The organism is Bacillus sp. A01H (assembly GCF_045277205.1).
GTDB classification, from domain to species: Bacteria; Bacillota; Bacilli; order Bacillales; family Bacillaceae_G; genus Bacillus_A; species Bacillus_A paranthracis.
In genome coordinates, this window is the sequence record NZ_CP117702.1 from 2,732,519 (window position 1) to 2,752,742 (window position 20,224).

Consider the following 20,224-nt stretch of genomic DNA (forward strand, 5'->3'; position numbering starts at 1 on the left):
GTGAATGAAATACTCAGAAACGATAGTTAGTAAACGCCTTCGAACACTTAAAATATGTAGTATGTTTATCATGCTAGTTTTAATCGCATGGATTGGATATACAAAATTACTTTATGAAAACGGATTTCTTCAAGAAAAAAAGAATTCAATAGAAGTAATGAATACTAGCATTACAGGAGAAATAGAGCAGCTTTTTCATATAAACTTGCAAGGTTATCGAAAAACAAGCCTTGATGCTGTTATAGAAGCCAGTAAAACAGATCCAAGCGAACTATCCCTAATTGAACTAGTCAACAAATCCTGCTCGCGAGATTGCATAGGCGAACCAGTCACATATGTAAACTCAAACAATGGATATATCTTTTATAAGGAATCTAATGGAACTAATGTAGCTATAACGATTAAAAAGAAAGACACATGGTTAATTGTAAAGAAATCTGTTCAAGATGGAATATAATCACCCCAAAAAAGAGTACGTATCGTACTCCTTTTTATTATTAATACCTTTCCTCTTCATGCCTACAATGGCATTTCGCTTTTGTTTTACATAGAGTTAAAAGATTACATAAAAATAAAAAACCGTCACATGACGGCTTTTTATTTAGCAAACTACTCTTTTGTATAAAAATATTTAAGTCCTTTAGCATCTAACCACGCTGTCGCTCGATCTAATTCATTCCCTTGGCGATATGCTGTTTCAAATCTAACTAATCCTTGTTTATCTCCATATGAGATAATACGAGATTCATACCCCAGAGCATCCATCATTCCTAACATTTCTACTACTAACGCTGTACCAAATTCATACGTAACAACTTTACTAAATTTATTCACTATAATTCCAACTCCTTCTTGTTTTGTCGATTGTTCAACAGTTTGATTAGTAAACCAAACTAACGGCTTATTTCCCATTAACTTATTTAAATCACATTTTCCTATGCCAGCTACATTCCCTGTTTCTGTGTATTGCCAAATATCACATGGGTAGGCTGGTTTGTTACCACCATAACGAGGAATCCATACAAAATCACAATTGACATTTGCCATTCCAAATGGATCATACATATGATGAGCAATATATAAACCAACCTTCTTAGCTCCTAATCTGCGTAATTCATCAATAAAAGCTTGTGCACCCGCTCTCATATCGTTCATTGTTTTTACTTCTACGTCAGCTACCCAAACTGTTGCATTTTTATCACCACGGTTCCAAAAGTCTCTCGCCTCTATCCGTGCATCCTCTACTGAAACGAAACGACAGAACGCATAATTACCAAACGGAATATTTCTTGCTTTCATTGCTTGCACATAATTTTTATATAAAGGATCTACATAATTTGAACCATCTTGCACACGTGCAATTACAAAATCTAATTGTGGTGCTGCGATATCCCAGTTAATGTCGCCATTCCATTTCGAAATATCTACAATATAACCCATTATTTCACATCTCCTTTTTCATTATTATATTCAAAGCTTGTTTTTTTGCTATTATCAACTAATAAATAGTATGAAAGGTAGTGTATTATTGCGTAATATTTTAAAATTCGGCTTATGTATTGAGAAAATAAAATATTATTACAGGTTTAATAAGTAAAGACTTACAAAGCTCTAAACTATAATCAGTAGGAGGCCACAAGCAGTGCAATTCCCAGCTAATTTCTTAGCTTCATCCGAATTTTGAGGTATGAATTTTACTGCCATTAAAGCGTGATACACAAAACCACCTTTCTGACAGGTGGTTTTGTGTACTAATTTACATATACATTGTTCATATTTTTATAGTTACATAATTATTAGTTACTTAATATACTTGTTAACTAAAAATAAGACAATTTTTCGTTTTATCTCACGTACTCATAGTACCATTTACGTGCATCTAACCAAGCTGTAAATTTATCGATATTTCCGGACGGATAGCCATTCGTTATAGCATAACCAATGCCATCTTTCTGAACGACAATTTGTCCATCAATACCCGCATCTACCATAGCTTGAGCCAAATCTTGTAAATTACTAAATGCTACACCGCCAGTTTTTACTTTTAGCAAGTCCGTTGCACCTCCTCCAGTTTGTCCTGTAAGAGCAAATACAATAGAATTAGCGATTTTATCAACATTCCATTTTGCCATGTCGGATTCATTATCAATAAATCCTAATTCAATAAGAATAGCCGGTGCTTTCGTTCCATTTAATACTGCTAAATCTGTACGTTGTTTCGCACCTCGATCACGCCATCCAATATCTTTTGCTAGTTGAGCTGAGATTTTAGCCGCCAAATCTTTCTGATCATAATACAAAACCTCAACACCCTGTCCATTTCCATCACTTGCATTAAGATGAAAAGAAATAACTAAATCCACAGCATGGGAATTGCTATTCCGAATGATATTATTTAAATTTTGTGATTGAGTTGTCCCTACCTCGTCCGTATCGTCATAAACCGTGTGTCCTAGGGACCTTAACTTAGTCGCCACAGCATCTTTAACTTGCCTATCTAGAACATGTTCTTTCCGATTCCCGAAATTAGCACCTTGAACAATACTATTGTGTCCTCCGTGCAAACTATATCTGGCCATTATTTATCAACATCTCCTTTCTTAATATCATATTCAAAACTTGTCTTATTGCTATTCCCACTTACAATCTTAACTGTACCCATACATCCTACATTTTCTAAAAGTGAAGGCAATTCGTTTTCGTTATAAAAAGTGGTGACACGAACAAAAAGCATCACCTTTTTGGCGATGCTTAAAAACTCTATTTTACGTTTTAATTCCCTAAAAACAGTTTAAGCTCATAGTGACCGAAACTATACTTATATTTCCTCCTCTTCCTTCACTGCCTCTTTCAACCTCTGCAACATATATCCAATTCCTTTACATCCTTCTAACGGATATGTAATCATTTCTTCTGGATATAGCTTTGTTACTACTTTTTTATGCTTTTTCCCTGCAAGTAAGACGATTTCGTCAAACTGTAGTAAACTTTTATCTACCATCTGTTTTTGTAATTGCTCTATACTTATTACCTTATCGCTCTTTGAATCAAACGCAAGATCATAGTTTTCTAGTACAATATCATTTGGCCTTAAAAATCCATGCTTCGCTGATAATATAACCCAATTCTCGAAAAACATAGTTGCATACGATTGACATGCTTTTCCGAACGGGCTAATATATACATCTTTTGCTTCCATTGGTCCATAACCTGGATACTTATCCCAAATTTTCTTCTTTCCGCATGGAATTATGCATAACCTTCTCATATATTTCTTACCTCTTCTCCTGCATAAGTAAAGTTAATTATTTTATACATTTTGCCCTCAACATGCTATATAATGATATTAAATATAAAAATTACATCTTTTACCATATAGCCATCTTTTTTACTAATAATTCACTTTTTTAAGATTTGAACCCCCATTACCCTATTTAAACATAGTACCCCTTGTAAATATTATAATACTATAAACAATAGTATATTTACTTTTCAAAGCCCTTAATAATAATTAAAGTATATAAATAACCAAATAGGATATCTTTAGAAGGAGGTGAACAAATGAAAAATATACTCCCTGCACTAGTACTCTATATTATTGTTTGCGTAATCGCTATGATTGCTCCAGCATCTCAAAGTTATAATCATGCGGGCTGGAAGTTGTTTGTTGGGCAAGCGTATGCTATACCTATTTTTCTCATTACAGCTATTATTACATTTTATATAAACAAGAAAAAATCTACGAATAAACAGTTATAAGGATAGCGAATGCTATTCTTATTTTAATTCATTGATCACATCCAAAATAACACTTGCAGTACTTTCTATCCTTTCTTCCGAAAAATCAAACGTGACACCTGTTTTTTCATATATTTCTTGTATAGATAAATTCCAATCTGCACTCGCACCTTCTTTAAAGAAAGCAATCGCTTTTTCTGGGTCTTCCCAGTAAATTTGAAACAATTGCATTGCTCCTATTTGTGCAATTGCATATTCAATTTTATAAAAAGGAAACTGAACATAGTGAAATGACTCTATCCAGCTTGCACCGATTTCATCCTCTAATCCTGCAAGGTCGACTGTTGAATATTGATATCTTTTGCATAGTTCGGCGTGTTTCTTATCACGTTCTTCTGGTGTATGGTTTGGATTCGCATAGATCCAGTGCTGGAATACATCTCCTGCAATTGACGACATTAATAAAGACAAAGCACGATATATTTGTAGGCGTTGCACTTCTTTATATTCATCCTCTTGCTTATAAAAAACATTCAGCTTATCCATTACTAATAACTCAAGACTGAGGGAATAAAGTTCAGCCACCTCTTCGCGCAGATATCTTTCCTGCATACTACTATCGTTTTTAAATTGTTTATAAAAATGAAATGCATGCCCCACTTCATGTATAAGTGCATTAATTGCATAAAATGAAGGACTAAAATTAGAATACACAAAAACCTCTTTACTATGAGGCAAGGTAAAACAAATAGCTCCTGGTGCTTTATTTTCACGTTCTTCTACGTCAATGCATCCAGCTTTCCTTATATGAATAAATTTCTCATAAAAATATAAATCTGTCTTTCGAAATATTTCTTCCACACCATTTAATAAATCAATCACATTTTGGAATGGGACTTTTGGTAAATTACATGGAGAAAGATCCCAAGGGCGATACGTTTTTACACCGAGATTCTTTTTAGAAATACTTCCCAACTGTTTCCAAATTGGTACAACATACTTTTCTATAGATTCATGGAGCTTATAGCAATCATCAATACTGTAATCTCTGTTTTTTTGTTTAAAAGCATATTCACTATAATTATTAAACCCTGCATTTAAAGCTATCTCATTCCGCAATTGTATAAGTGCATTCATAATACGATCCACTTCTGGTTTCACTGCACTCCTTGCTTCACATAAAGCGTACCAAGCTTTTTCGCGAATAGCTCTATTTGGGTTATCTAGCTTTGCTTTAACGTGTGCATACGTCTTTTGCTCGCCTTCCCAATTAATTGTTATGTTAGACATTATTTCTCTATACTTCGTAATGCACTCTTGCTCTTTAATAGAAAGAGCAATGTTTTTTTCATTAAACATTTTACTCTTTACAAATCTTGCTTTTTTCATAAATGCATATTTTCGCTCGTCTAATAAGTTAGAAAACGGACACTCTATAAATTTTTGGTCAAACTTTGCATTGTATCTTTTTAAAAGTGGTTGAATTGTATTTTGATTATACATATGTAAATCATGCATATTTCTGTTACCTGTATCTCTATACGTGGCGATTAAACTACTTGTTATCTTCTCTTCTATTTCAGCGTTTACACGCAATTCATCGAAAAGCCAATTTTCTAATTCTAAAACAAAAGTAATATTTCGCTCTAAAAGTGACTGTAATTTACTCTCCAAATCATTAAACATACACAACTCTCCTTTTAAAAATCTAATTTTCTGTTTTTTAGAGAAAGAAAAAGACAAGTAGCCAATCTGACTACTTGTCTTTTTGTTAAATCATACTCAATAATATTACACTTGGAATGCTTCTGTTAATACTGGTACGATTTGTTTTTTACGAGATACTACACCTTTTAATGTAGCAGTATTGTTTTCTAGGGATACGTTGTATGCTTTCTCAACAACGTTTGCTGCTTTACCGATCGCAAGACCGACAGAATCGTTAGTTAAGATATCAGTTACAACGAATAAGAATAGGTCTAAACCTTTTTCTTCTACTACTGCAGAGATAACTTTTTCAAGTTCAGCTTGGTGTACAAGAACGTCATTTGTATCAACAGCGTTTACTTGTGCGATTTCAACTTTCGCATTACCCATTTGGAATTCTTTAGCGTCAAGAGAGATTAATTGCTCCATTGTTTTTCCGCTTAAGTCAGCACCAGCTTTTAACATTTCTAAGCCGTATTTGTCAGCATCTACACCAGCGATTTCCGCTAATTCACGAGCTGCTGCTACGTCTTGCTCTGTGCAAGTTGGAGATTTGAATAGTAAAGAATCTGAAATGATTGCAGATAACATTAAACCTGCAACTTCTTTACGAATTGTAATGCCGTTTTCTTTGTACATCTTGTTTAAAATTGTAGCTGTACAACCAACTGGCTCACAACGGTAGTAAATAGGATCGCTTGTTTCAAAGTTAGCAATACGGTGATGGTCAATAACTTCTAACACACGAACAGATTCGATATCGTTAGCACTTTGTTGACGCTCGTTATGGTCAACTAAAATAACGTTGTCCACTTCGTTTGCTACTGTCTCAACAAAACGCGGTCCTTCTACTTTAAAATAGTCTAACGCAAATTGAGTTTCACCGCTGATTTCGCCTAAACGTACAGGCTCAGCATTCATTCCTAATTCTTTTTTCAATTCTGCATAAGCAATTGCAGAACAAATTGCATCTGTATCTGGGTTTTTATGCCCGAAAACTAGTACTTTTTCCATGTTTTCCACCTCTTCATGAAAAGGATATCTTAAAGAAGCAAATATGACAATATTTAAAGCATAATTTTTTATAAATAATTGCACTTTCTTCTATATTTTTCATCGTTTTTCGTAAAAAAGATCATCTAAAATGAATTAGATGATCGAAATGTATACTTTATTTAAAATAAAGTAGGAACTTGCACTACATGATTTAGCACGTTATTTGATGCTAAACCGTTATTTACAAGGTTAACATCTATAACTTGATAAAATGCATTTCCAGTATCTGCGATTTCCCACACAGCTAAAATAAGGTGATATCCATTTCTATCAGTTGGCACATTTGCTTCATGTGTTACGGAAGTTCCAGGTCTAGCTCCTCCATCATTTTTTACATAGAAAGGCACTAAATCTAAATCAGACCTCGTTAAAGGCTTATTCGGATTCCAATCTTTCTTCGTAATATAATATTTCCACTCTTTCGTACTATGAGGAGCCGTTAGTTTCCACTTGAATGTATTCGTCCCACCGTTTAACGTAACTTTCTTCCACCTATCTACAGTCTGTACATCTAAAGCAGGGAAATGGCCAGCTCCTGCGATTTGACCATCCGAAGGTCCTAATTGCGGGAATCCACCTATTCCTTCTACACTTTGCGGCTCATATTGAATCGGACCGCAGTTTACATTTACCCCTTGCTTACATAAATAAGAACGGCTCGCTGGTGATTCTACGTATCCATGAGCTGAAGCTTTTTCTGAAAAACCGAAAGTTAACAATCCTGTAAGTAATATCCCACCACTTAATATAACTTTCTTCACCTTCTGTAAACCTTTCGTTTTCATCTCGTCATCCCCTTTCCCATAATAAAGCGAAAATAACTATAGTTGCCTAGTCATCTTCTCTACATCCATTATAAGTCGAGGAACATTACGAAAAGAACCCTCTAAAAACTTTCTCAAATTCAATTAGCACATTAATTAAATTCAAATAACACCGCTAGAGAAATATAGACGGTGTTAAAAATCAAACTTTATTATTTTAAGCATGACAGCATTTTAATCATCACTTATAAAAATTTATAATAAATAACTGTTGCATCTAAATTACCATTTGGAGAAATTGCGTATTCTGGTATTTTTCCAGCTTCTTGATAATCTAATGATTTATACAATTTATTCGAAGGATCTCCTTCTCTAGTATCTAGCACTAAAAGAGTCCTGTTTTCTTGCTTCGCTCGTTCCTCTGCTTTGCGCATAAGTGAACGTCCAATGCCATTACGTCTAAAGTTTGGATGAGTCATTAACTTACAAATTTCAGCTCTATGAATCCCATTAGGCTTTGTAACGAAATGTAATTGAATACTCCCTGCCACTTCATTATTTATTTTAGCAACATATAAGATCACTTCTGGTGCTAAAACAGTTTCCCAATACTTCGCTGATTCTTTTTGATCCAGTGGAGGTAAAAAACCAATTGACGCCCCATCATTTACAACCGTTTTCAAAAGTTCAGAAAGCTCTTCCATATCATCATTTATTTTCTTAATCTCTTCAATTACTAAATTTTGCATTACTAATCCCCCTTTTGTTTCATTGTACCAATTTTTAAAGGAGGAATAATGATATACTAAGATGAAATTCTTTAAAACATGATTTTTTAGGGAAAGGATAACGATATGAAATATATAGTAGATAGATCATATGCAAAAGAATTACTCGAATGGGCATATGAACAAAACCCCGGTCCTTGGTTTGAACATTCAATAAATGTTGCTCAGGCAACTGAAAACATAATTATAGAACTTATTAAAAATGGGTATAACCTAGATGCTGATATAGCATATAATGCTGCCCTTTTGCATGATATCGGAAGATACAAAGGTTTTACCAAATCGGTCATTCATTCCTACGATGGTTATATGTATATGAATGATTTAGGGTATACAGGAAACGCTGTTATTTGTGTTACACACTCATTCCCATGCAAAAATGAACATATAGATATCGCAGCGGAGTGGAGTCTCGTTCCTGATCATATGAGAATCCAGTTAGTTGAAATATTGAATGAACATTGTAACTACGATTTATACAATAAAGCAATTACTCTTTGTGATGCTCTTGCTGACGCGGATGGTTTTACTACGCTGGAAAGAAGATTGATTTCCGTTGGTTTACGTCACGGTACAACGTCTCATACATCATTACATTGGAAAGGGTTTTATGCAATTAAGAAAGAATTAGAAGCTTTAATCGGTAAAAGCATATACACAGTTCTTCCTGATGTAGAGAATTCGATTTATGAAGATATAAAATATTAAAGTGAATACAAATGTAATTTCACATAAAAAACGTTTTAAACATAAAGTTTAAAACGTTTTTTTCTATTCAATGCTTATGATTTTTCAGTTCTGTTAAACACTCTTGCACTAAAGTTACCGCTTGACTCATTGCAGCTCCACCAGCAAATGCTGCTGATACACCACACGCTTCCAGAATTTCTTTATCTGAACACCCTTGATCAAGACACCCTTTTGTATGATAAACGGTACAATATTCATCTTGCGTTGCTAGACTAATTCCTAATGCAATAAGTTGTTTTTCTCTTTTTGTTAAAGAACCCTCTTGAAAACAAGCTTGCGTGAATGCATTATATGTTTCAGCAATTTCAGGAATTTGGTTTGTAAAACTACCGATTCCTTCTTTATAATGATGTAGAACGTCATTTACTGAACTATGATGTTGTTCGTGTTCCATCTTATTATTACCCCCATTCAAATTATCTGTACCTACTGTAGTATGTGATGAAAAGAAGGCAATATACCTCGTTCAATAGAGTGAATGTTCAGTTTATTTAAACTACAGTTTCAGACTATCATCCACTACCTCTTGTTCTTTAACATTTTTTCTTTGAACCTCTTTACTTCTTTCTTCCCAAAATGTTAAACCTTCAATTCCTACATTTTTAGGATCAAATACTGGATCTTTCCCTTCTTTTTTCTGCGCTTCATAATCTTTTAACACTTTTAACGCGATTTTACTTAATAGTAGAATCGCAATTAAGTTTAACCATGCCATACTACCAATTCCTAAATCCCCAAGATTCCATAAAAGCGACGCTGATTCTATGCTACCGATGTAAACCATAATTAAAAATCCAATTTTCAAAACTGGTTTTAACCAGCTATATTTAAGCTCACGATCTAAATAAGTAAGTGTCGTTTCAGCGATATAGTAGTATGCGAGTAAAGTTGTAAATGCGAAGAAGAAGATTGCGATTGAAATGAATAATGGACCAAACCCAGTCATAACAGTTTCAACTGCTTGTTGTGTATAGATTGGACCAGCATCAACATTCCCTATATTTTTTACAATAGCGCTTTTCCCTTCCGGTATAACATTATACATACCTGTTATTAAAATCATAAGAGCTGTCGCTGTACATACGATAATTGTATCAATGTATACAGAAAAGGCTTGAACTAACCCTTGTTTTGCTGGGTGAGATACTTCAGCCGCAGCAGAGCTATACGTCGCTTCTCCAACGCCAGCTACATTTGAAAATACAGCGCGCTTTACGCCCCATGCAATTGCTGCACCGACGATTCCACCAAACATTTCATTTATACCGAAAGCACTAGAGAAAATTAAAGCGAACATACTTGGAATTTCCGTTATATTCGCAATTAATACGATACATGTAACAATTACATATCCAATTGCCATAAATGGAACGAGCATTTGTGAAACGCCTGCAATTCTCTTTACGCCACCAAAAATGATTGCCGCTAATAATATGACTAACAATATACCAGTTATATATTTGCTAATCCCATTAGAGTTTTCGAATCCAACTGCGATACTACTAGATTGAATACCTGGTAATAACACACCATATGAAAGTGTTACAACGACTGCTACAATGATTGCAAACCATTTCATGTTTAAGCCTTTTTCAATGAAATACGGTGTACCACCGCGATATTCATTTCCAACTTTACTTTTATATACTTGAGATAATGTTGATTCAACAAATGCACTAGCTGCTCCTAATAGAGCCATTACCCACATCCAAAATACAGCTCCCGGTCCGCCAAAAGCGATAGCTGTCGCGACCCCTGCAATATTACCTATTCCGACCCTACCTGATAAAGCTAAACAAAATGCTTGAAAGGATGATATTCCCGTTTCTGAGCTCTTCCCTTCAAATAATAGTTTAATCATCTCTTTAAAATAACGAATTTGAAGAAAACGAGTTGCAATTGTAAAATACACACCTGCTCCTAACGCGAAAACAACTAAACCAATACTCCACACTTGCCCTACTAACCACTCTACTAATTGCTCCATCCATATCCCCCTTATCATTCTTTAGAACACTATTTTATATATAAGAAAACGGACAACTATTATTAAAACTTCCAGTTGTCCGTCTATCTCATTATTTCATCTCTCTATTACTTTATATTTACCCAAACACTTTTCACTTCTGTGTAATTATCAAGCGCATATGAACCTAACTCACGGCCGATACCAGATTGTTTAAACCCACCAAATGGTGCCGCTGCATTTTCTAAGTTATAATCATTAATCCATACCGTTCCTGCCTTTAATTTATTGGCAACTTGATGTCCTGTTTTAATATTTTGTGTCCATACGCCTGCAGCGAGTCCGTAAGAAGAGCGATTTGCTCTTTCGATTACTTCTTCCGTTGAATCAAATGGAAGTACAACGACAACTGGACCGAAGATTTCTTCCTTAACTATCGTCATATCGTCAGTAACATCTATGAATACTGTTGGCTGTACAAAATAACCTTTTTCAAATGCACGTTCACCACCAGCAGCAACAGTCGCGCCTTCAGCTTTTCCTTGTTCAATGTAATGTAGTACACGCTCTTGTTGCTTTTTAGATACGAGAGGACCCATTTCCGTTTCCTTCTCCATACCTGCTCCAAGTTTCACGTTATTCGCCATTTTTACTAGTTCATTTACGACTGTTTCGTAATGTTTTCGGTGAACGAACACGCGAGATCCAGCACTACAATTTTGGCCGTGATTATACATAATACCTTGGAATGCACCGTTAATCGCTTCTTCTAAATCAGCATCTTCTAAAATGATATTTGGTGATTTACCACCAAGTTCTAACGTTACATGTTTAATTGTTTCTGCAGATTGACGCATAATATATTTTCCTGTAACTGTTGAACCTGTGAAGGCTACTTTATCAATATCATGATGGTTTACAATTGCAGCTCCCGCTTCAGGGCCGAAACCTGGCACAAAGTTTACAACACCATCTGGAAAACCTGCTTCTTTAAAAAGTTTCGCTGTATATAATAACGATAAAGGAGTTTGTTCTGCTGGTTTTAATACGATCGTACAACCTGTTGCTAGTGCAGCTCCCATTTTCCAAGAAGACATAACGAGCGGAAAATTCCAAGGAATAATTTGACCTACAACGCCAACAGGTTCATGGCGTGTGTAATTTAAATAATCTTTTGAAATCGGAATGGTTTGCCCGATAATTTTCGTAGCCCATCCCGCATAATAGCGATAATTTTCTACAGTCGCTGCAATATCATCATCCAGTGCTACTTGATATGGCTTCCCATTATCTAAAGCTTCTAACTGTGCTAATTCTTCTCCATGCTCTTCTATTAAGTCTGCTAATTTATAAATAAGATGTGCTCTTTCAGCAGTAGTCATTTCTGCCCAAGGTCCTGATTCAAATGCAGATCGTGCCGCTTTTACTGCGACATCGATATCCTCTTCTTGTGCTTCGTATACGACCGCTAAAACATCTTCTGTTGCTGGATTGTATGTTTCAAACGTCTTCCCGCTAATTGAAGGAACAAATTCACCATTAATAAACATTTTAATTTCTTCATTTAAAAACGCTTTCACTTTTGGTTTTAGTTCAATGTTTTTCGTTAACATTTATGCTCTCCTCCTTATTTAAACAGCTGCATGAGCTGCAATTTTTGAAATAATCGTTTGAAGTTTTTGATCTTCTTCTTCAGTTAATCCGAGTCTCGGATAACGTGAAGGTCCTCCAGCTTGCCCGTGTAATTCCATTGATCGTTTCACAATTTGCACATACTTTCCTGATCCTTCAAGAAACTCGCAAAGGGGTAAAATAGCGTCGTTTATTTCCCAAGCTTTTTCTAATTCACCATTTTGGAAATGCTCATACATTTTTGTAACAAGTCCCGGTACGATATTACCTGCTACTGAAACCCAGCCCGTCGCACCAACTAAATAAGATTCCATAACTAAATCTTCAGATCCACAGAACACTTGAAAAGCACCTTCGCCTTGTCTTACTAAATCTCTCGCTTTTCGAATATCTCCGCTAGATTCTTTAATATGTGTAACATTTTCACAGTCTTTTCCAATACGTAGCATGAGTTCTGTACTCATATCAACACCAGATGTAAACGGGTTATTGTATAACATAATTGGAATATTTACAGCGTTTGAGATTTCTTTAAAATGAAAATATATTTCCTCTTCTTTCGGTTTACAATAATACGAATTTATAATTAATGCACAATCCGCTCCATGCGCTTCTGCATGTTTCGTGTATTCAATCGTCTCTTTCGTCGTCTCCGCAGCAGTTCCAACAATAACTGGTATACGACCATCAACTTCTTTTAATACTGTTTCTACCATTTTAAATCGTTCTTCTTTTGATAAACTAACAAACTCTCCTGTGCTTCCATTAATAATAATGCCAGCCACTTTTTGCTCAATAAAGTAGTTTACGTTTTGTTTTACACCGTTCCAATTAATCTCTTGAAACTCATCCATCGGTGTGATTAATACTGGAAATGCCCCTTTAATATTTTTCATATTTATCTCTCCCTTTACTATTTTATTTTAATAAAAATCCTGTCGGAAACGGATCTGTAGGATCTAATAGAAACGTCTGCATCCCTGTAATAAATCCTCTACTTTCAAAACGGAAAATGTAACCTATTTCTTCCTTCTTCACTTTTTCAACAGTTATAAAGCTATTACATATACTTTCATTTATAAAAGGTTTATCCGCTATATAATTATTTTTAAATAACGCGTGAACATAAGACACAATAGTAGAAACAAAACCTGGCGATCGTACGATAAAGTTATCTTCATGAAATGTAATTGACTTTATATGGTTCTTTTCTTTTTGCGTGGAATCTACTAAAATAAGTCTTTTTATAAGTGACTGTTTTTGTATAGCTTGTAGTGTACTTTCTCCCCATTTTTTCAATTCAGAAATGTTTTCAATATGAATTTCTGGTGAATACGCATCTTTTTCTACAACTGCGTATACTTTATCTGCCTGTATGAGAGAGTAACTTATATGTTCAACTTGTAAATTTTTCTCAATCATATAACATACTTTACTTTCAAACGAAACAGATACAACTTCATCATGCTCTACATACGCATGAACTAAAAATATGCCAGATAACGTTTCGATTTTGTATTGATTCGTCTCTCTCTTTTTTAAATATCCGCTTTCTAGTAACATCGTTATGACTGCGACAATACCTCCGTAATGAAGAGGTATTGACCCTTCATGATTAAAAAATAATACAGCTGCATCGATTTCCGGATGAATAGAAGGAACGACGATACATCCATTTAAACCGATAAAACCACGCGGTTCATTTAATAAAAGCTGCATTTCTTCCGCTAATTCACCTGAAAATTGTTCGTTTAATTGTTCTAAATTGTAGTAGTACTTGCATGGTACATCTTTGATTACACGGAATACCTCGCCATTTACGTGTACGTCTACTGCTGTATACATTTTTTGAATGTTCATTTTACATCCTCCGTTTCATGTTCCATCGGCGGAATTAGCAAAAAGCCTTCTTTCAGTGGATCCTTTTCATTGTAAAAAAATCTATGCATCCCCATAAGCCAAGCTGAACCTGTAATTTTCGTTACGACAGCTTCCATATTTTCAACATTTGTCGTATTTATGACACAACCTTTAAATAAAGAGCCAACGATACTCTCGTGAACAAACTCTTCATCAATCTCAATTTTTTGGTTAGCATATAATACCGCTAACTTTGCTGATGTTCCTGTACCACATGGAGAACGATCAATTCCTCCAGGCGGAACGACAACTGTATTTTTCACATGCGCACTTTCATGTGTAGGATCTGTATAAAACTCCACATGGGTTAATCCTCTAATAAACGAATGCTCTGGATGAATGATTTCAAATTTCTCATTAATGATATTTCTTATATGAATTGCCTTATCTATGATTACAGATGCGTTTTCTGGTACTAACTCTAACCCTACTGATTTCGCATCGATAATGGCATAAAAATTCCCTCCATACGCAATATCCGCCTCTACAGTTCCAATGTCTTCGACGTCTACAGTAATGTGTTTCAGTAAAAAAGCTGGTATGTTACAAAAGGAGACTTCTTTCGCTTTTCCATCTTGAACAAAGATATCCACTTCAACTAACCCGGCTGGCGTGTCTAACTTTAACGAGGTAATCGGTTCAACTACCGGAATTAAACCTGATTCAATTAAAGCTGTACATACACCAATTGTATCGTGACCACACATCGGTAAATATCCACCTGTCTCTATGTAAATAACACCAATATCTGCTTCAGGATGACACGGATCTGTTAATAGTGCTCCTGACATTACATCATGACCACGCGGTTCATTCATTAACAATTTGCGAATCCAGTCATACTCCTTTTTCATATGTAACATCTTCTCTGCCATCGTCTCGCCTATTAACTTAGGCAGGCCGCTAATCAATGTTCTCGTTGGATTCCCGCCCGTATGTGTATCAATCGTCGTAAAGACTCTTTGTGACCTCATCCGTTTAACACCCTTTCTGTAAAACGACTCAAACGAAGTGGTTCAATAGGAATGATTGTTTCTTTTTCATTTAATAACTCTTCAATCACTTTTCCTGTAACTGCGGCAAGACTAATGCCATCCCCCTCATGCCCTGCTGCTATAAAGTAATTTGGGATATGTTCCACACGTGAAATAATCGGCAAATGATCTTCTGTCCACGGGCGTAATCCAGCATAGGAACGAATCACCATCATATCCGCCATTTTCGGATAAAAACGTATTGCTCTGTTCGCAATACATTTAATAACCTCGTTATTTATCCTCGTATGAAACCCTACAAACTCTCTACTACTACCAATTAAAAAATTTTGGCTTTCTGTCGGCTCAAACACAAGAGCTACCCCATATTTTTCAGTTAAAGCATCCACTTTTCGTTTTCCGCCAAATTTAGAAATTAAATAACCAAATTCCATTACTTTACGGCAACCAACGTGTTGTTGCCTTGAAGCTACAATAATATGCCCTTTTCTCGGTTCAATTGGGATATTTATATCCAACATTTGTCCGATTTTCGGAGCCCACACACCCGCTGCGTTCACCACTTGCTTCGCAGTAAACGTCCCATTTGTCGTTTCTACAATAAAGGAACCTTCTTTATCTCTTTTCATTTCTTTTACTTCCGTATGATTAAAAGCCTTCGTACCATATTTCTTCGATTCTGCAAGAAGTGAAAAAGCAAGAAGATATGGATTTACAGTCGAATCTGTTGCGCATTCTAACCCGCCTAATAAATCATCTGCAAAAAATGGCGATTCTGCTCTTATATCTTGCCTATCAAGCATTCGAAACGGTAAACCCGCTTCTTTTTGACGATTCACCCATTGCTGCGCTGCTTCCATCTCTTCATCCGACTCACATACAAGAATACTTCCTGGTGCCCTATATTCAAATGAGTGCTCTAACTCTTCACTTAAATCCGTTACTAATTTTTGACTTACTAACGACATTTGACTATCAAATCCTGGGTCTTTATCAATAGCCAAAATATTTCCGTCACACCGTGAAGACGTCCCGCTGACAAATTCTCCTTTTTCAATGATTGTTACGTCTCTTCCGTATTTTGAAGTGTAATAAGCGATCGAGCAGCCAATAATACCGCCGCCAATTATTAAAACGTCGCAGTGCCTCACAAAATACTCCTCCTTCCCCTAAAGCTCTCACTTTCTTTTATGCAATTGACGTGCCAACTGTACATATATACAATTTTTATAAATAATATTTTTATTTGTAAAAATATTTTAAATTCATCGCAAATAAGTGTATTATTTTTTTATCACTGTCAAAATTTTTATACATAATAGGAGGACAATATGGCATTCTCATTTCCCACAATAAAAGAATTTCTAAAAATTTTATCCATTAATCATACATACTGCTTGCAACATATTGAGCAAATTAACGGAAAGTATTATTACCGCCCTTCTACTACAGAAAAATATAACTGTGCAGTAATATATGAAGATGAATCATTCACCGCTTTAATTGACGCGTTTTCCAATGAAATAGTCGTTATCATAATGAACGAAAATAAAGAGCCTATATGCTGTATAACAGCTCAGCAAATCATCCCGTTTCTTGTTAAGTCATACAATGAACTCCATTCTTTTTATAACACCGTAATACAAACAACGGATTCTTCCGTTACAGTCATCGATGATAAAGAACGCGTTTGCACCTGGACAGATGGCGCCGAGAAGATCTTTTCAGTCAAGCATAATGAGATTATTGGGCAACCTATCACTCGTTTTTTTGACTATAAAGATTTGGAAATTTTGCAATCATTACATGACGGAAAAAGTATAATCGCTCAGTTCCATCAACCTCGTCCAGATTTGTTCGTATTAATTAACTCAAATCCAGTTTATTGTAACGATGAAATTATAGGAGCAGTCGTTTCAGAAACTGACGTTACAAATCAAGTCGCATTAAATGAAAAACTATTCAATATGTCACATGAAATGCACCGTTTAGAACAAGAAGTAGCAAAGTATAAAGATGAATCCGACCCTTTCCTTACGATGAATGGAAAGAGCCCCGTTATACAAAGAACGATACAATTAGCTAGAAAGGTTTGTTCGGTGAAATCAACTGTTTTAATACTCGGTGAAAGTGGTGTTGGAAAAGAAGTATTTGCGAAAGCAATTCATGATGCAAGTGAAGCAGCTAAAGCTCCATTCATTTCAATTAACTGCGGCGCAATTCCAGAAGCATTATTTGAAAGTGAATTATTCGGCTATGAGCGCGGGGCGTTTTCTGGTGCAAATAGTAAAGGTAAGAAAGGTAAAATAGAGCTCGCCCAAGGTGGCACATTATTTCTTGATGAAATAGGAGAAATGCCGCTCGATATGCAAGTGAAACTTTTACGTGTACTACAAGAACGAAAATATTACCGAGTTGGTGGAGAAAAAGAGATTCATATTGATTTCCGTATTATCGCTGCTACCAATCGTGATTTACAAGAAGAAATGAGAAAAGGCACGTTCCGAGAAGATTTATACTATCGTCTAAATGTAGTTAGTTTGCATATTCCACCGCTGCGCGAAAGACGCGAAGATATCATTGAATTAACCTACTCTTTCTTAAACGATTTTTCAATCAACTATAACAGACCCATTCGCGACTTACCGTCCAGCATTATGCATGAACTGCTTCATTACAATTGGCCAGGTAATATTCGCGAGCTCCGTAACGTTGTCGAAAGACTTGTCGTATTTGCGACTGACGGTATTATAAAACAAGAATATTTACCATTTCATACAACCGAAACTTTAGATAATCATGCGGCTCATTCCTTATTACTCAGCAACAATAATACAATCCTCTCTTTACAAGAAGAGATGGAGGAACATGAGAAAAAGGTCATTGAGAGGGCTTTACGCATTTTGAATGGAAATAAATTAGAATGTGCGAAACAACTTGGTGTTACGAGAGCCACTTTATATAACCGTTTAAAAAAGCTCGGGTTACAATAAACCTTACCTCCTCTATATTGGCATAGTTTTTGCATTATATAATTTGTGCAAACCGAACTAGAGGAGGAATACATATGACGAATAAAGACCACTTAATTGTTTGTCGATGTGAAGAAGTTACATACGGTCAACTTCAATCGACAATTGCTGAATATAAATGCTCGGCAAGAGAATTAAAACTAAGAACACGTGCTGGCATGGGATTTTGCGGTGGCCGCACATGTAGAATGATGATAGATCGAATGATTGAACATGCAAATCCAGGCGTAACTACAAATGATATTCCATTGAAATATCAACCACCGGTACGAGCAGTTACTTTTGGATCGGTAGGTGAAAGTAAATGAGTAGAATTACACATCACCCTATTTTAGGGAGTTTACATAATAGTAATCGCATTACTTTTCAATTTAACGGTCAACAATATGAAGCATATGAACATGAAACGATTGCGGCCGCTTTACTTGCAAACGGAATAAGAACATTAAGAGTGCACGAAGATAACGGGACGCCGCGAGGTATTTACTGTAATATCGGACATTGTTCTGAATGCCGCGTCACAGTAAACAATCAAGCAGACGTACGAGCATGCTTAACTGTCGTTGAAAAAGATATGGTTGTTGCTAGTGGTAAACAGCATCCAAATATCGTGAGAGAGATGGTGAAAAAGCGATGAATGATGTCATAATTATCGGAGCTGGCCCAGCGGGTTTATCAGCCTCTATCTCTTGCGCTCGATTTGGACTGAATGTACTTGTTATTGATGAATTTATGAAGCCTGGCGGAAGATTGTTAGGACAATTACATCAAGAACCTACTGGAGAATGGTGGAACGGGATAAAAGAATCAAAACGCCTTCACGAAGAAGCACAATCTCTTTCAGTTAATATTCAATGTGGCATTTCCGTCTATAATTTAGATAAAGATGAAAGTTCTTGGTACGTACATACGAATATCGGTACGTTAGAAGCACCGTTCGTTTTACTTGCTACTGGCGCTGCTGAGTACTCCATTCCCCTTCCCGGTTGGACACTTCCAGGAGTCATGTCAATCGGGGCAGCCCAAGTAATGACAAATGTTCATCGCGTTCAAGTTGGGGAAAAAGGAATCATTATTGGTGCTAACATTTTGTCATTCGCTATTTTGAATGAATTACAATTAGCAGGCATCAAAGTTGAACATATCGTACTTCCTGAAAAAAGTGAATTAAGTCAACAGGCTGGAGAACCAGAAGAAGTTTTAAACTCTCTTTTAAATGCGGCTCATCTCGCTCCTTCTGCTTTTCTACGCATAGGTAGCCATTTTATGAAATATGACTGGATTCGAAAAGCCGGATTAACCTTCTATCCAAACAGCGGAATGAAAATAAACGGTACACCTCTTCACCTTCGAAAAGCAGCTCTTGAAATTATCGGAACAAATCAAGTTGAAGGTGTACGCATTGCTAATATTGATACGAAAGGAAATATCGTAACCGGATCGGAACAAATATATGAAGCAGACTTCGTTTGTATTGCCGGTGGCTTATATCCTCTCGCTGAACTAGCCGCTGTAGCTGGCTGTCCGTTCCGTTACATTCCGGAATTAGGCGGGCATGTTCCTCTCCATTCCGAAGCAATGGAAACCCCTCTTTCTGGTTTATTTGTAGCCGGCAATATAACTGGCATTGAAAGCGGGAAAATTGCAATGGCACAAGGGACTGTTGCTGGATATTCAATTGTAAAACAGGCAAATAAAAAATCCCATTCTGTGGAACAACAATTGCAACAAGCAATCCAACATGTACATGCGGTACGTCAACAAGCTGCCATTCAATTTAACCAAGGTGTTGATGTCGGTAGACGGAAAATGAATGAAATTTGGCGTGATTATTCCCTTGCATATGCACATACTAAAAAGAGCTGCTGAGAATACT

At 35.8% G+C, this 20,224-nt stretch carries 21 protein-coding genes; 7 read left to right on the forward strand and 14 right to left on the reverse strand.

Annotated elements, in window-relative coordinates; all coding sequences use genetic code 11:
• Window positions 1-4: 4 nt before the first annotated feature.
• Window positions 5-457 carry a hypothetical protein gene (locus PSR14_RS14405; protein ID WP_000877581.1) on the forward strand — a complete coding sequence of 151 codons (453 nt, stop codon included), beginning with the start codon at window positions 5-7 and terminating at the stop codon, window positions 455-457.
• Window positions 458-609: 152 nt separating this feature from the next.
• Here the strand turns inward: PSR14_RS14405 and PSR14_RS14410 are convergent, their stop codons facing one another.
• From PSR14_RS14410 to PSR14_RS14420, 3 genes are all read right to left on the reverse strand, one after another.
• On the reverse strand, window positions 610-1,440 hold the full coding sequence (locus PSR14_RS14410; protein ID WP_000540610.1) for a GH25 family lysozyme: 831 nt from the start codon (window positions 1,438-1,440) through the stop codon (window positions 610-612).
• A gap of 404 nt (window positions 1,441-1,844) precedes the next feature.
• Window positions 1,845-2,579, reverse strand: a complete 735-nt coding sequence (locus PSR14_RS14415) for an N-acetylmuramoyl-L-alanine amidase (RefSeq protein ID WP_000135297.1) — start codon at window positions 2,577-2,579, stop codon at window positions 1,845-1,847.
• A 239-nt stretch (window positions 2,580-2,818) separates the two neighbouring features.
• Window positions 2,819-3,268 (reverse strand): DUF6884 domain-containing protein, encoded by a 450-nt coding sequence (locus PSR14_RS14420; RefSeq protein WP_001253260.1) that lies wholly within the window; start codon window positions 3,266-3,268, stop codon window positions 2,819-2,821.
• Window positions 3,269-3,561: 293 nt separating this feature from the next.
• Between PSR14_RS14420 and PSR14_RS14425 the strand changes: the two genes are divergently transcribed.
• Window positions 3,562-3,759: a DUF4017 family protein gene (locus tag PSR14_RS14425; protein WP_000789869.1), complete on the forward strand. Its 198-nt coding sequence runs from the start codon at window positions 3,562-3,564 to the stop codon at window positions 3,757-3,759.
• A gap of 18 nt (window positions 3,760-3,777) precedes the next feature.
• Here PSR14_RS14425 and PSR14_RS14430 read toward each other — a convergent pair whose 3' ends face one another.
• The 4 genes from PSR14_RS14430 to PSR14_RS14445 form a co-directional block, all read right to left on the reverse strand.
• Window positions 3,778-5,424 carry a M3 family oligoendopeptidase gene (locus PSR14_RS14430; protein ID WP_073541735.1) on the reverse strand — a complete coding sequence of 549 codons (1,647 nt, stop codon included), beginning with the start codon at window positions 5,422-5,424 and terminating at the stop codon, window positions 3,778-3,780.
• A gap of 105 nt (window positions 5,425-5,529) precedes the next feature.
• Window positions 5,530-6,459: a manganese-dependent inorganic pyrophosphatase gene (ppaC, locus tag PSR14_RS14435; protein ID WP_098487560.1), complete on the reverse strand. Its 930-nt coding sequence runs from the start codon at window positions 6,457-6,459 to the stop codon at window positions 5,530-5,532.
• A gap of 161 nt (window positions 6,460-6,620) precedes the next feature.
• On the reverse strand, window positions 6,621-7,286 hold the full coding sequence (locus PSR14_RS14440; RefSeq protein WP_000850064.1) for a lytic polysaccharide monooxygenase: 666 nt from the start codon (window positions 7,284-7,286) through the stop codon (window positions 6,621-6,623).
• 224 nt (window positions 7,287-7,510) lie between these two features.
• On the reverse strand, window positions 7,511-8,014 hold the full coding sequence (locus PSR14_RS14445; protein ID WP_001180575.1) for a GNAT family N-acetyltransferase: 504 nt from the start codon (window positions 8,012-8,014) through the stop codon (window positions 7,511-7,513).
• Between the two features lie 105 nt (window positions 8,015-8,119).
• Here PSR14_RS14445 and PSR14_RS14450 point away from each other — a divergent pair, with 105 nt between their 5' ends.
• Window positions 8,120-8,761 (forward strand): HD domain-containing protein, encoded by a 642-nt coding sequence (locus tag PSR14_RS14450; RefSeq protein WP_098487561.1) that lies wholly within the window; start codon window positions 8,120-8,122, stop codon window positions 8,759-8,761.
• Between the two features lie 67 nt (window positions 8,762-8,828).
• Here PSR14_RS14450 and PSR14_RS14455 read toward each other — a convergent pair whose 3' ends face one another.
• From PSR14_RS14455 to PSR14_RS14485, 7 genes are all read right to left on the reverse strand, one after another.
• Entirely contained in the window at window positions 8,829-9,197 is a 369-nt protein-coding gene (locus tag PSR14_RS14455; protein ID WP_000399705.1) for a carboxymuconolactone decarboxylase family protein, read from the reverse strand.
• A 102-nt stretch (window positions 9,198-9,299) separates the two neighbouring features.
• Window positions 9,300-10,790, reverse strand: coding sequence for a sodium:alanine symporter family protein (locus PSR14_RS14460; protein ID WP_073541738.1), 1,491 nt, complete (start codon window positions 10,788-10,790; stop codon window positions 9,300-9,302).
• A 107-nt stretch (window positions 10,791-10,897) separates the two neighbouring features.
• The gene (locus PSR14_RS14465; protein ID WP_000956381.1) at window positions 10,898-12,382 is read right to left on the reverse strand and encodes an aldehyde dehydrogenase family protein; all 1,485 of its coding nucleotides are present in this window, start codon (window positions 12,380-12,382) and stop codon (window positions 10,898-10,900) included.
• An 18-nt stretch (window positions 12,383-12,400) separates the two neighbouring features.
• The gene (gene dapA / locus PSR14_RS14470) at window positions 12,401-13,297 is read right to left on the reverse strand and encodes a 4-hydroxy-tetrahydrodipicolinate synthase (protein ID WP_073541739.1); all 897 of its coding nucleotides are present in this window, start codon (window positions 13,295-13,297) and stop codon (window positions 12,401-12,403) included.
• Window positions 13,298-13,319: 22 nt separating this feature from the next.
• Entirely contained in the window at window positions 13,320-14,261 is a 942-nt protein-coding gene (locus tag PSR14_RS14475; RefSeq protein ID WP_073541740.1) for a proline racemase family protein, read from the reverse strand.
• Entirely contained in the window at window positions 14,258-15,295 is a 1,038-nt protein-coding gene (locus tag PSR14_RS14480) for a proline racemase family protein (RefSeq protein ID WP_073541741.1), read from the reverse strand. The genes PSR14_RS14475 and PSR14_RS14480 overlap by 4 nt, the downstream gene beginning before the upstream one ends.
• Window positions 15,292-16,467 (reverse strand): FAD-binding oxidoreductase, encoded by a 1,176-nt coding sequence (locus PSR14_RS14485; RefSeq protein ID WP_073541742.1) that lies wholly within the window; start codon window positions 16,465-16,467, stop codon window positions 15,292-15,294. The genes PSR14_RS14480 and PSR14_RS14485 overlap by 4 nt, the downstream gene beginning before the upstream one ends.
• Before the next feature lie 180 nt (window positions 16,468-16,647).
• Between PSR14_RS14485 and PSR14_RS14490 the strand changes: the two genes are divergently transcribed.
• The 4 genes from PSR14_RS14490 (at window position 16,648) to PSR14_RS14505 (ending at window position 20,217) form a co-directional block, all read left to right on the forward strand.
• On the forward strand, window positions 16,648-18,309 hold the full coding sequence (locus tag PSR14_RS14490) for a sigma-54-dependent Fis family transcriptional regulator (RefSeq protein WP_073541743.1): 1,662 nt from the start codon (window positions 16,648-16,650) through the stop codon (window positions 18,307-18,309).
• A gap of 74 nt (window positions 18,310-18,383) precedes the next feature.
• Complete coding sequence (locus tag PSR14_RS14495) at window positions 18,384-18,656, forward strand: (2Fe-2S)-binding protein (protein ID WP_000182238.1); 273 nt, start codon at window positions 18,384-18,386, stop codon at window positions 18,654-18,656.
• Complete coding sequence (locus tag PSR14_RS14500; protein ID WP_073541744.1) at window positions 18,653-18,985, forward strand: (2Fe-2S)-binding protein; 333 nt, start codon at window positions 18,653-18,655, stop codon at window positions 18,983-18,985. Before PSR14_RS14495 ends, PSR14_RS14500 begins: the two co-directional genes overlap by 4 nt.
• Window positions 18,982-20,217: an NAD(P)/FAD-dependent oxidoreductase gene (locus PSR14_RS14505; protein ID WP_001000598.1), complete on the forward strand. Its 1,236-nt coding sequence runs from the start codon at window positions 18,982-18,984 to the stop codon at window positions 20,215-20,217. Before PSR14_RS14500 ends, PSR14_RS14505 begins: the two co-directional genes overlap by 4 nt.
• Window positions 20,218-20,224 lie beyond the last annotated feature (7 nt).

Excerpts from the sequence above, each read along its gene's own strand:
- PSR14_RS14405 (WP_000877581.1), top strand. The coding sequence starts at position 5 with ATGAAATACTCAGAAACGATAGTTAGTAAACGCCTTCGAACACTTAAA.
- PSR14_RS14410 (WP_000540610.1), bottom strand. The coding sequence starts at position 1,440 with ATGGGTTATATTGTAGATATTTCGAAATGGAATGGCGACATTAACTGG.
- PSR14_RS14415 (WP_000135297.1), bottom strand. The coding sequence starts at position 2,579 with ATGGCCAGATATAGTTTGCACGGAGGACACAATAGTATTGTTCAAGGT.
- PSR14_RS14420 (WP_001253260.1), bottom strand. The coding sequence starts at position 3,268 with ATGAGAAGGTTATGCATAATTCCATGCGGAAAGAAGAAAATTTGGGAT.
- PSR14_RS14425 (WP_000789869.1), top strand. The coding sequence starts at position 3,562 with ATGAAAAATATACTCCCTGCACTAGTACTCTATATTATTGTTTGCGTA.
- PSR14_RS14430 (WP_073541735.1), bottom strand. The coding sequence starts at position 5,424 with ATGTTTAATGATTTGGAGAGTAAATTACAGTCACTTTTAGAGCGAAAT.
- ppaC (WP_098487560.1), bottom strand. The coding sequence starts at position 6,459 with ATGGAAAAAGTACTAGTTTTCGGGCATAAAAACCCAGATACAGATGCA.
- PSR14_RS14440 (WP_000850064.1), bottom strand. The coding sequence starts at position 7,286 with ATGAAAACGAAAGGTTTACAGAAGGTGAAGAAAGTTATATTAAGTGGT.
- PSR14_RS14445 (WP_001180575.1), bottom strand. The coding sequence starts at position 8,014 with ATGCAAAATTTAGTAATTGAAGAGATTAAGAAAATAAATGATGATATG.
- PSR14_RS14450 (WP_098487561.1), top strand. The coding sequence starts at position 8,120 with ATGAAATATATAGTAGATAGATCATATGCAAAAGAATTACTCGAATGG.
- PSR14_RS14455 (WP_000399705.1), bottom strand. The coding sequence starts at position 9,197 with ATGGAACACGAACAACATCATAGTTCAGTAAATGACGTTCTACATCAT.
- PSR14_RS14460 (WP_073541738.1), bottom strand. The coding sequence starts at position 10,790 with ATGGAGCAATTAGTAGAGTGGTTAGTAGGGCAAGTGTGGAGTATTGGT.
- PSR14_RS14465 (WP_000956381.1), bottom strand. The coding sequence starts at position 12,382 with ATGTTAACGAAAAACATTGAACTAAAACCAAAAGTGAAAGCGTTTTTA.
- dapA (WP_073541739.1), bottom strand. The coding sequence starts at position 13,297 with ATGAAAAATATTAAAGGGGCATTTCCAGTATTAATCACACCGATGGAT.
- PSR14_RS14475 (WP_073541740.1), bottom strand. The coding sequence starts at position 14,261 with ATGAACATTCAAAAAATGTATACAGCAGTAGACGTACACGTAAATGGC.
- PSR14_RS14480 (WP_073541741.1), bottom strand. The coding sequence starts at position 15,295 with ATGAGGTCACAAAGAGTCTTTACGACGATTGATACACATACGGGCGGG.
- PSR14_RS14490 (WP_073541743.1), top strand. The coding sequence starts at position 16,648 with ATGGCATTCTCATTTCCCACAATAAAAGAATTTCTAAAAATTTTATCC.
- PSR14_RS14495 (WP_000182238.1), top strand. The coding sequence starts at position 18,384 with ATGACGAATAAAGACCACTTAATTGTTTGTCGATGTGAAGAAGTTACA.
- PSR14_RS14500 (WP_073541744.1), top strand. The coding sequence starts at position 18,653 with ATGAGTAGAATTACACATCACCCTATTTTAGGGAGTTTACATAATAGT.
- PSR14_RS14505 (WP_001000598.1), top strand. The coding sequence starts at position 18,982 with ATGAATGATGTCATAATTATCGGAGCTGGCCCAGCGGGTTTATCAGCC.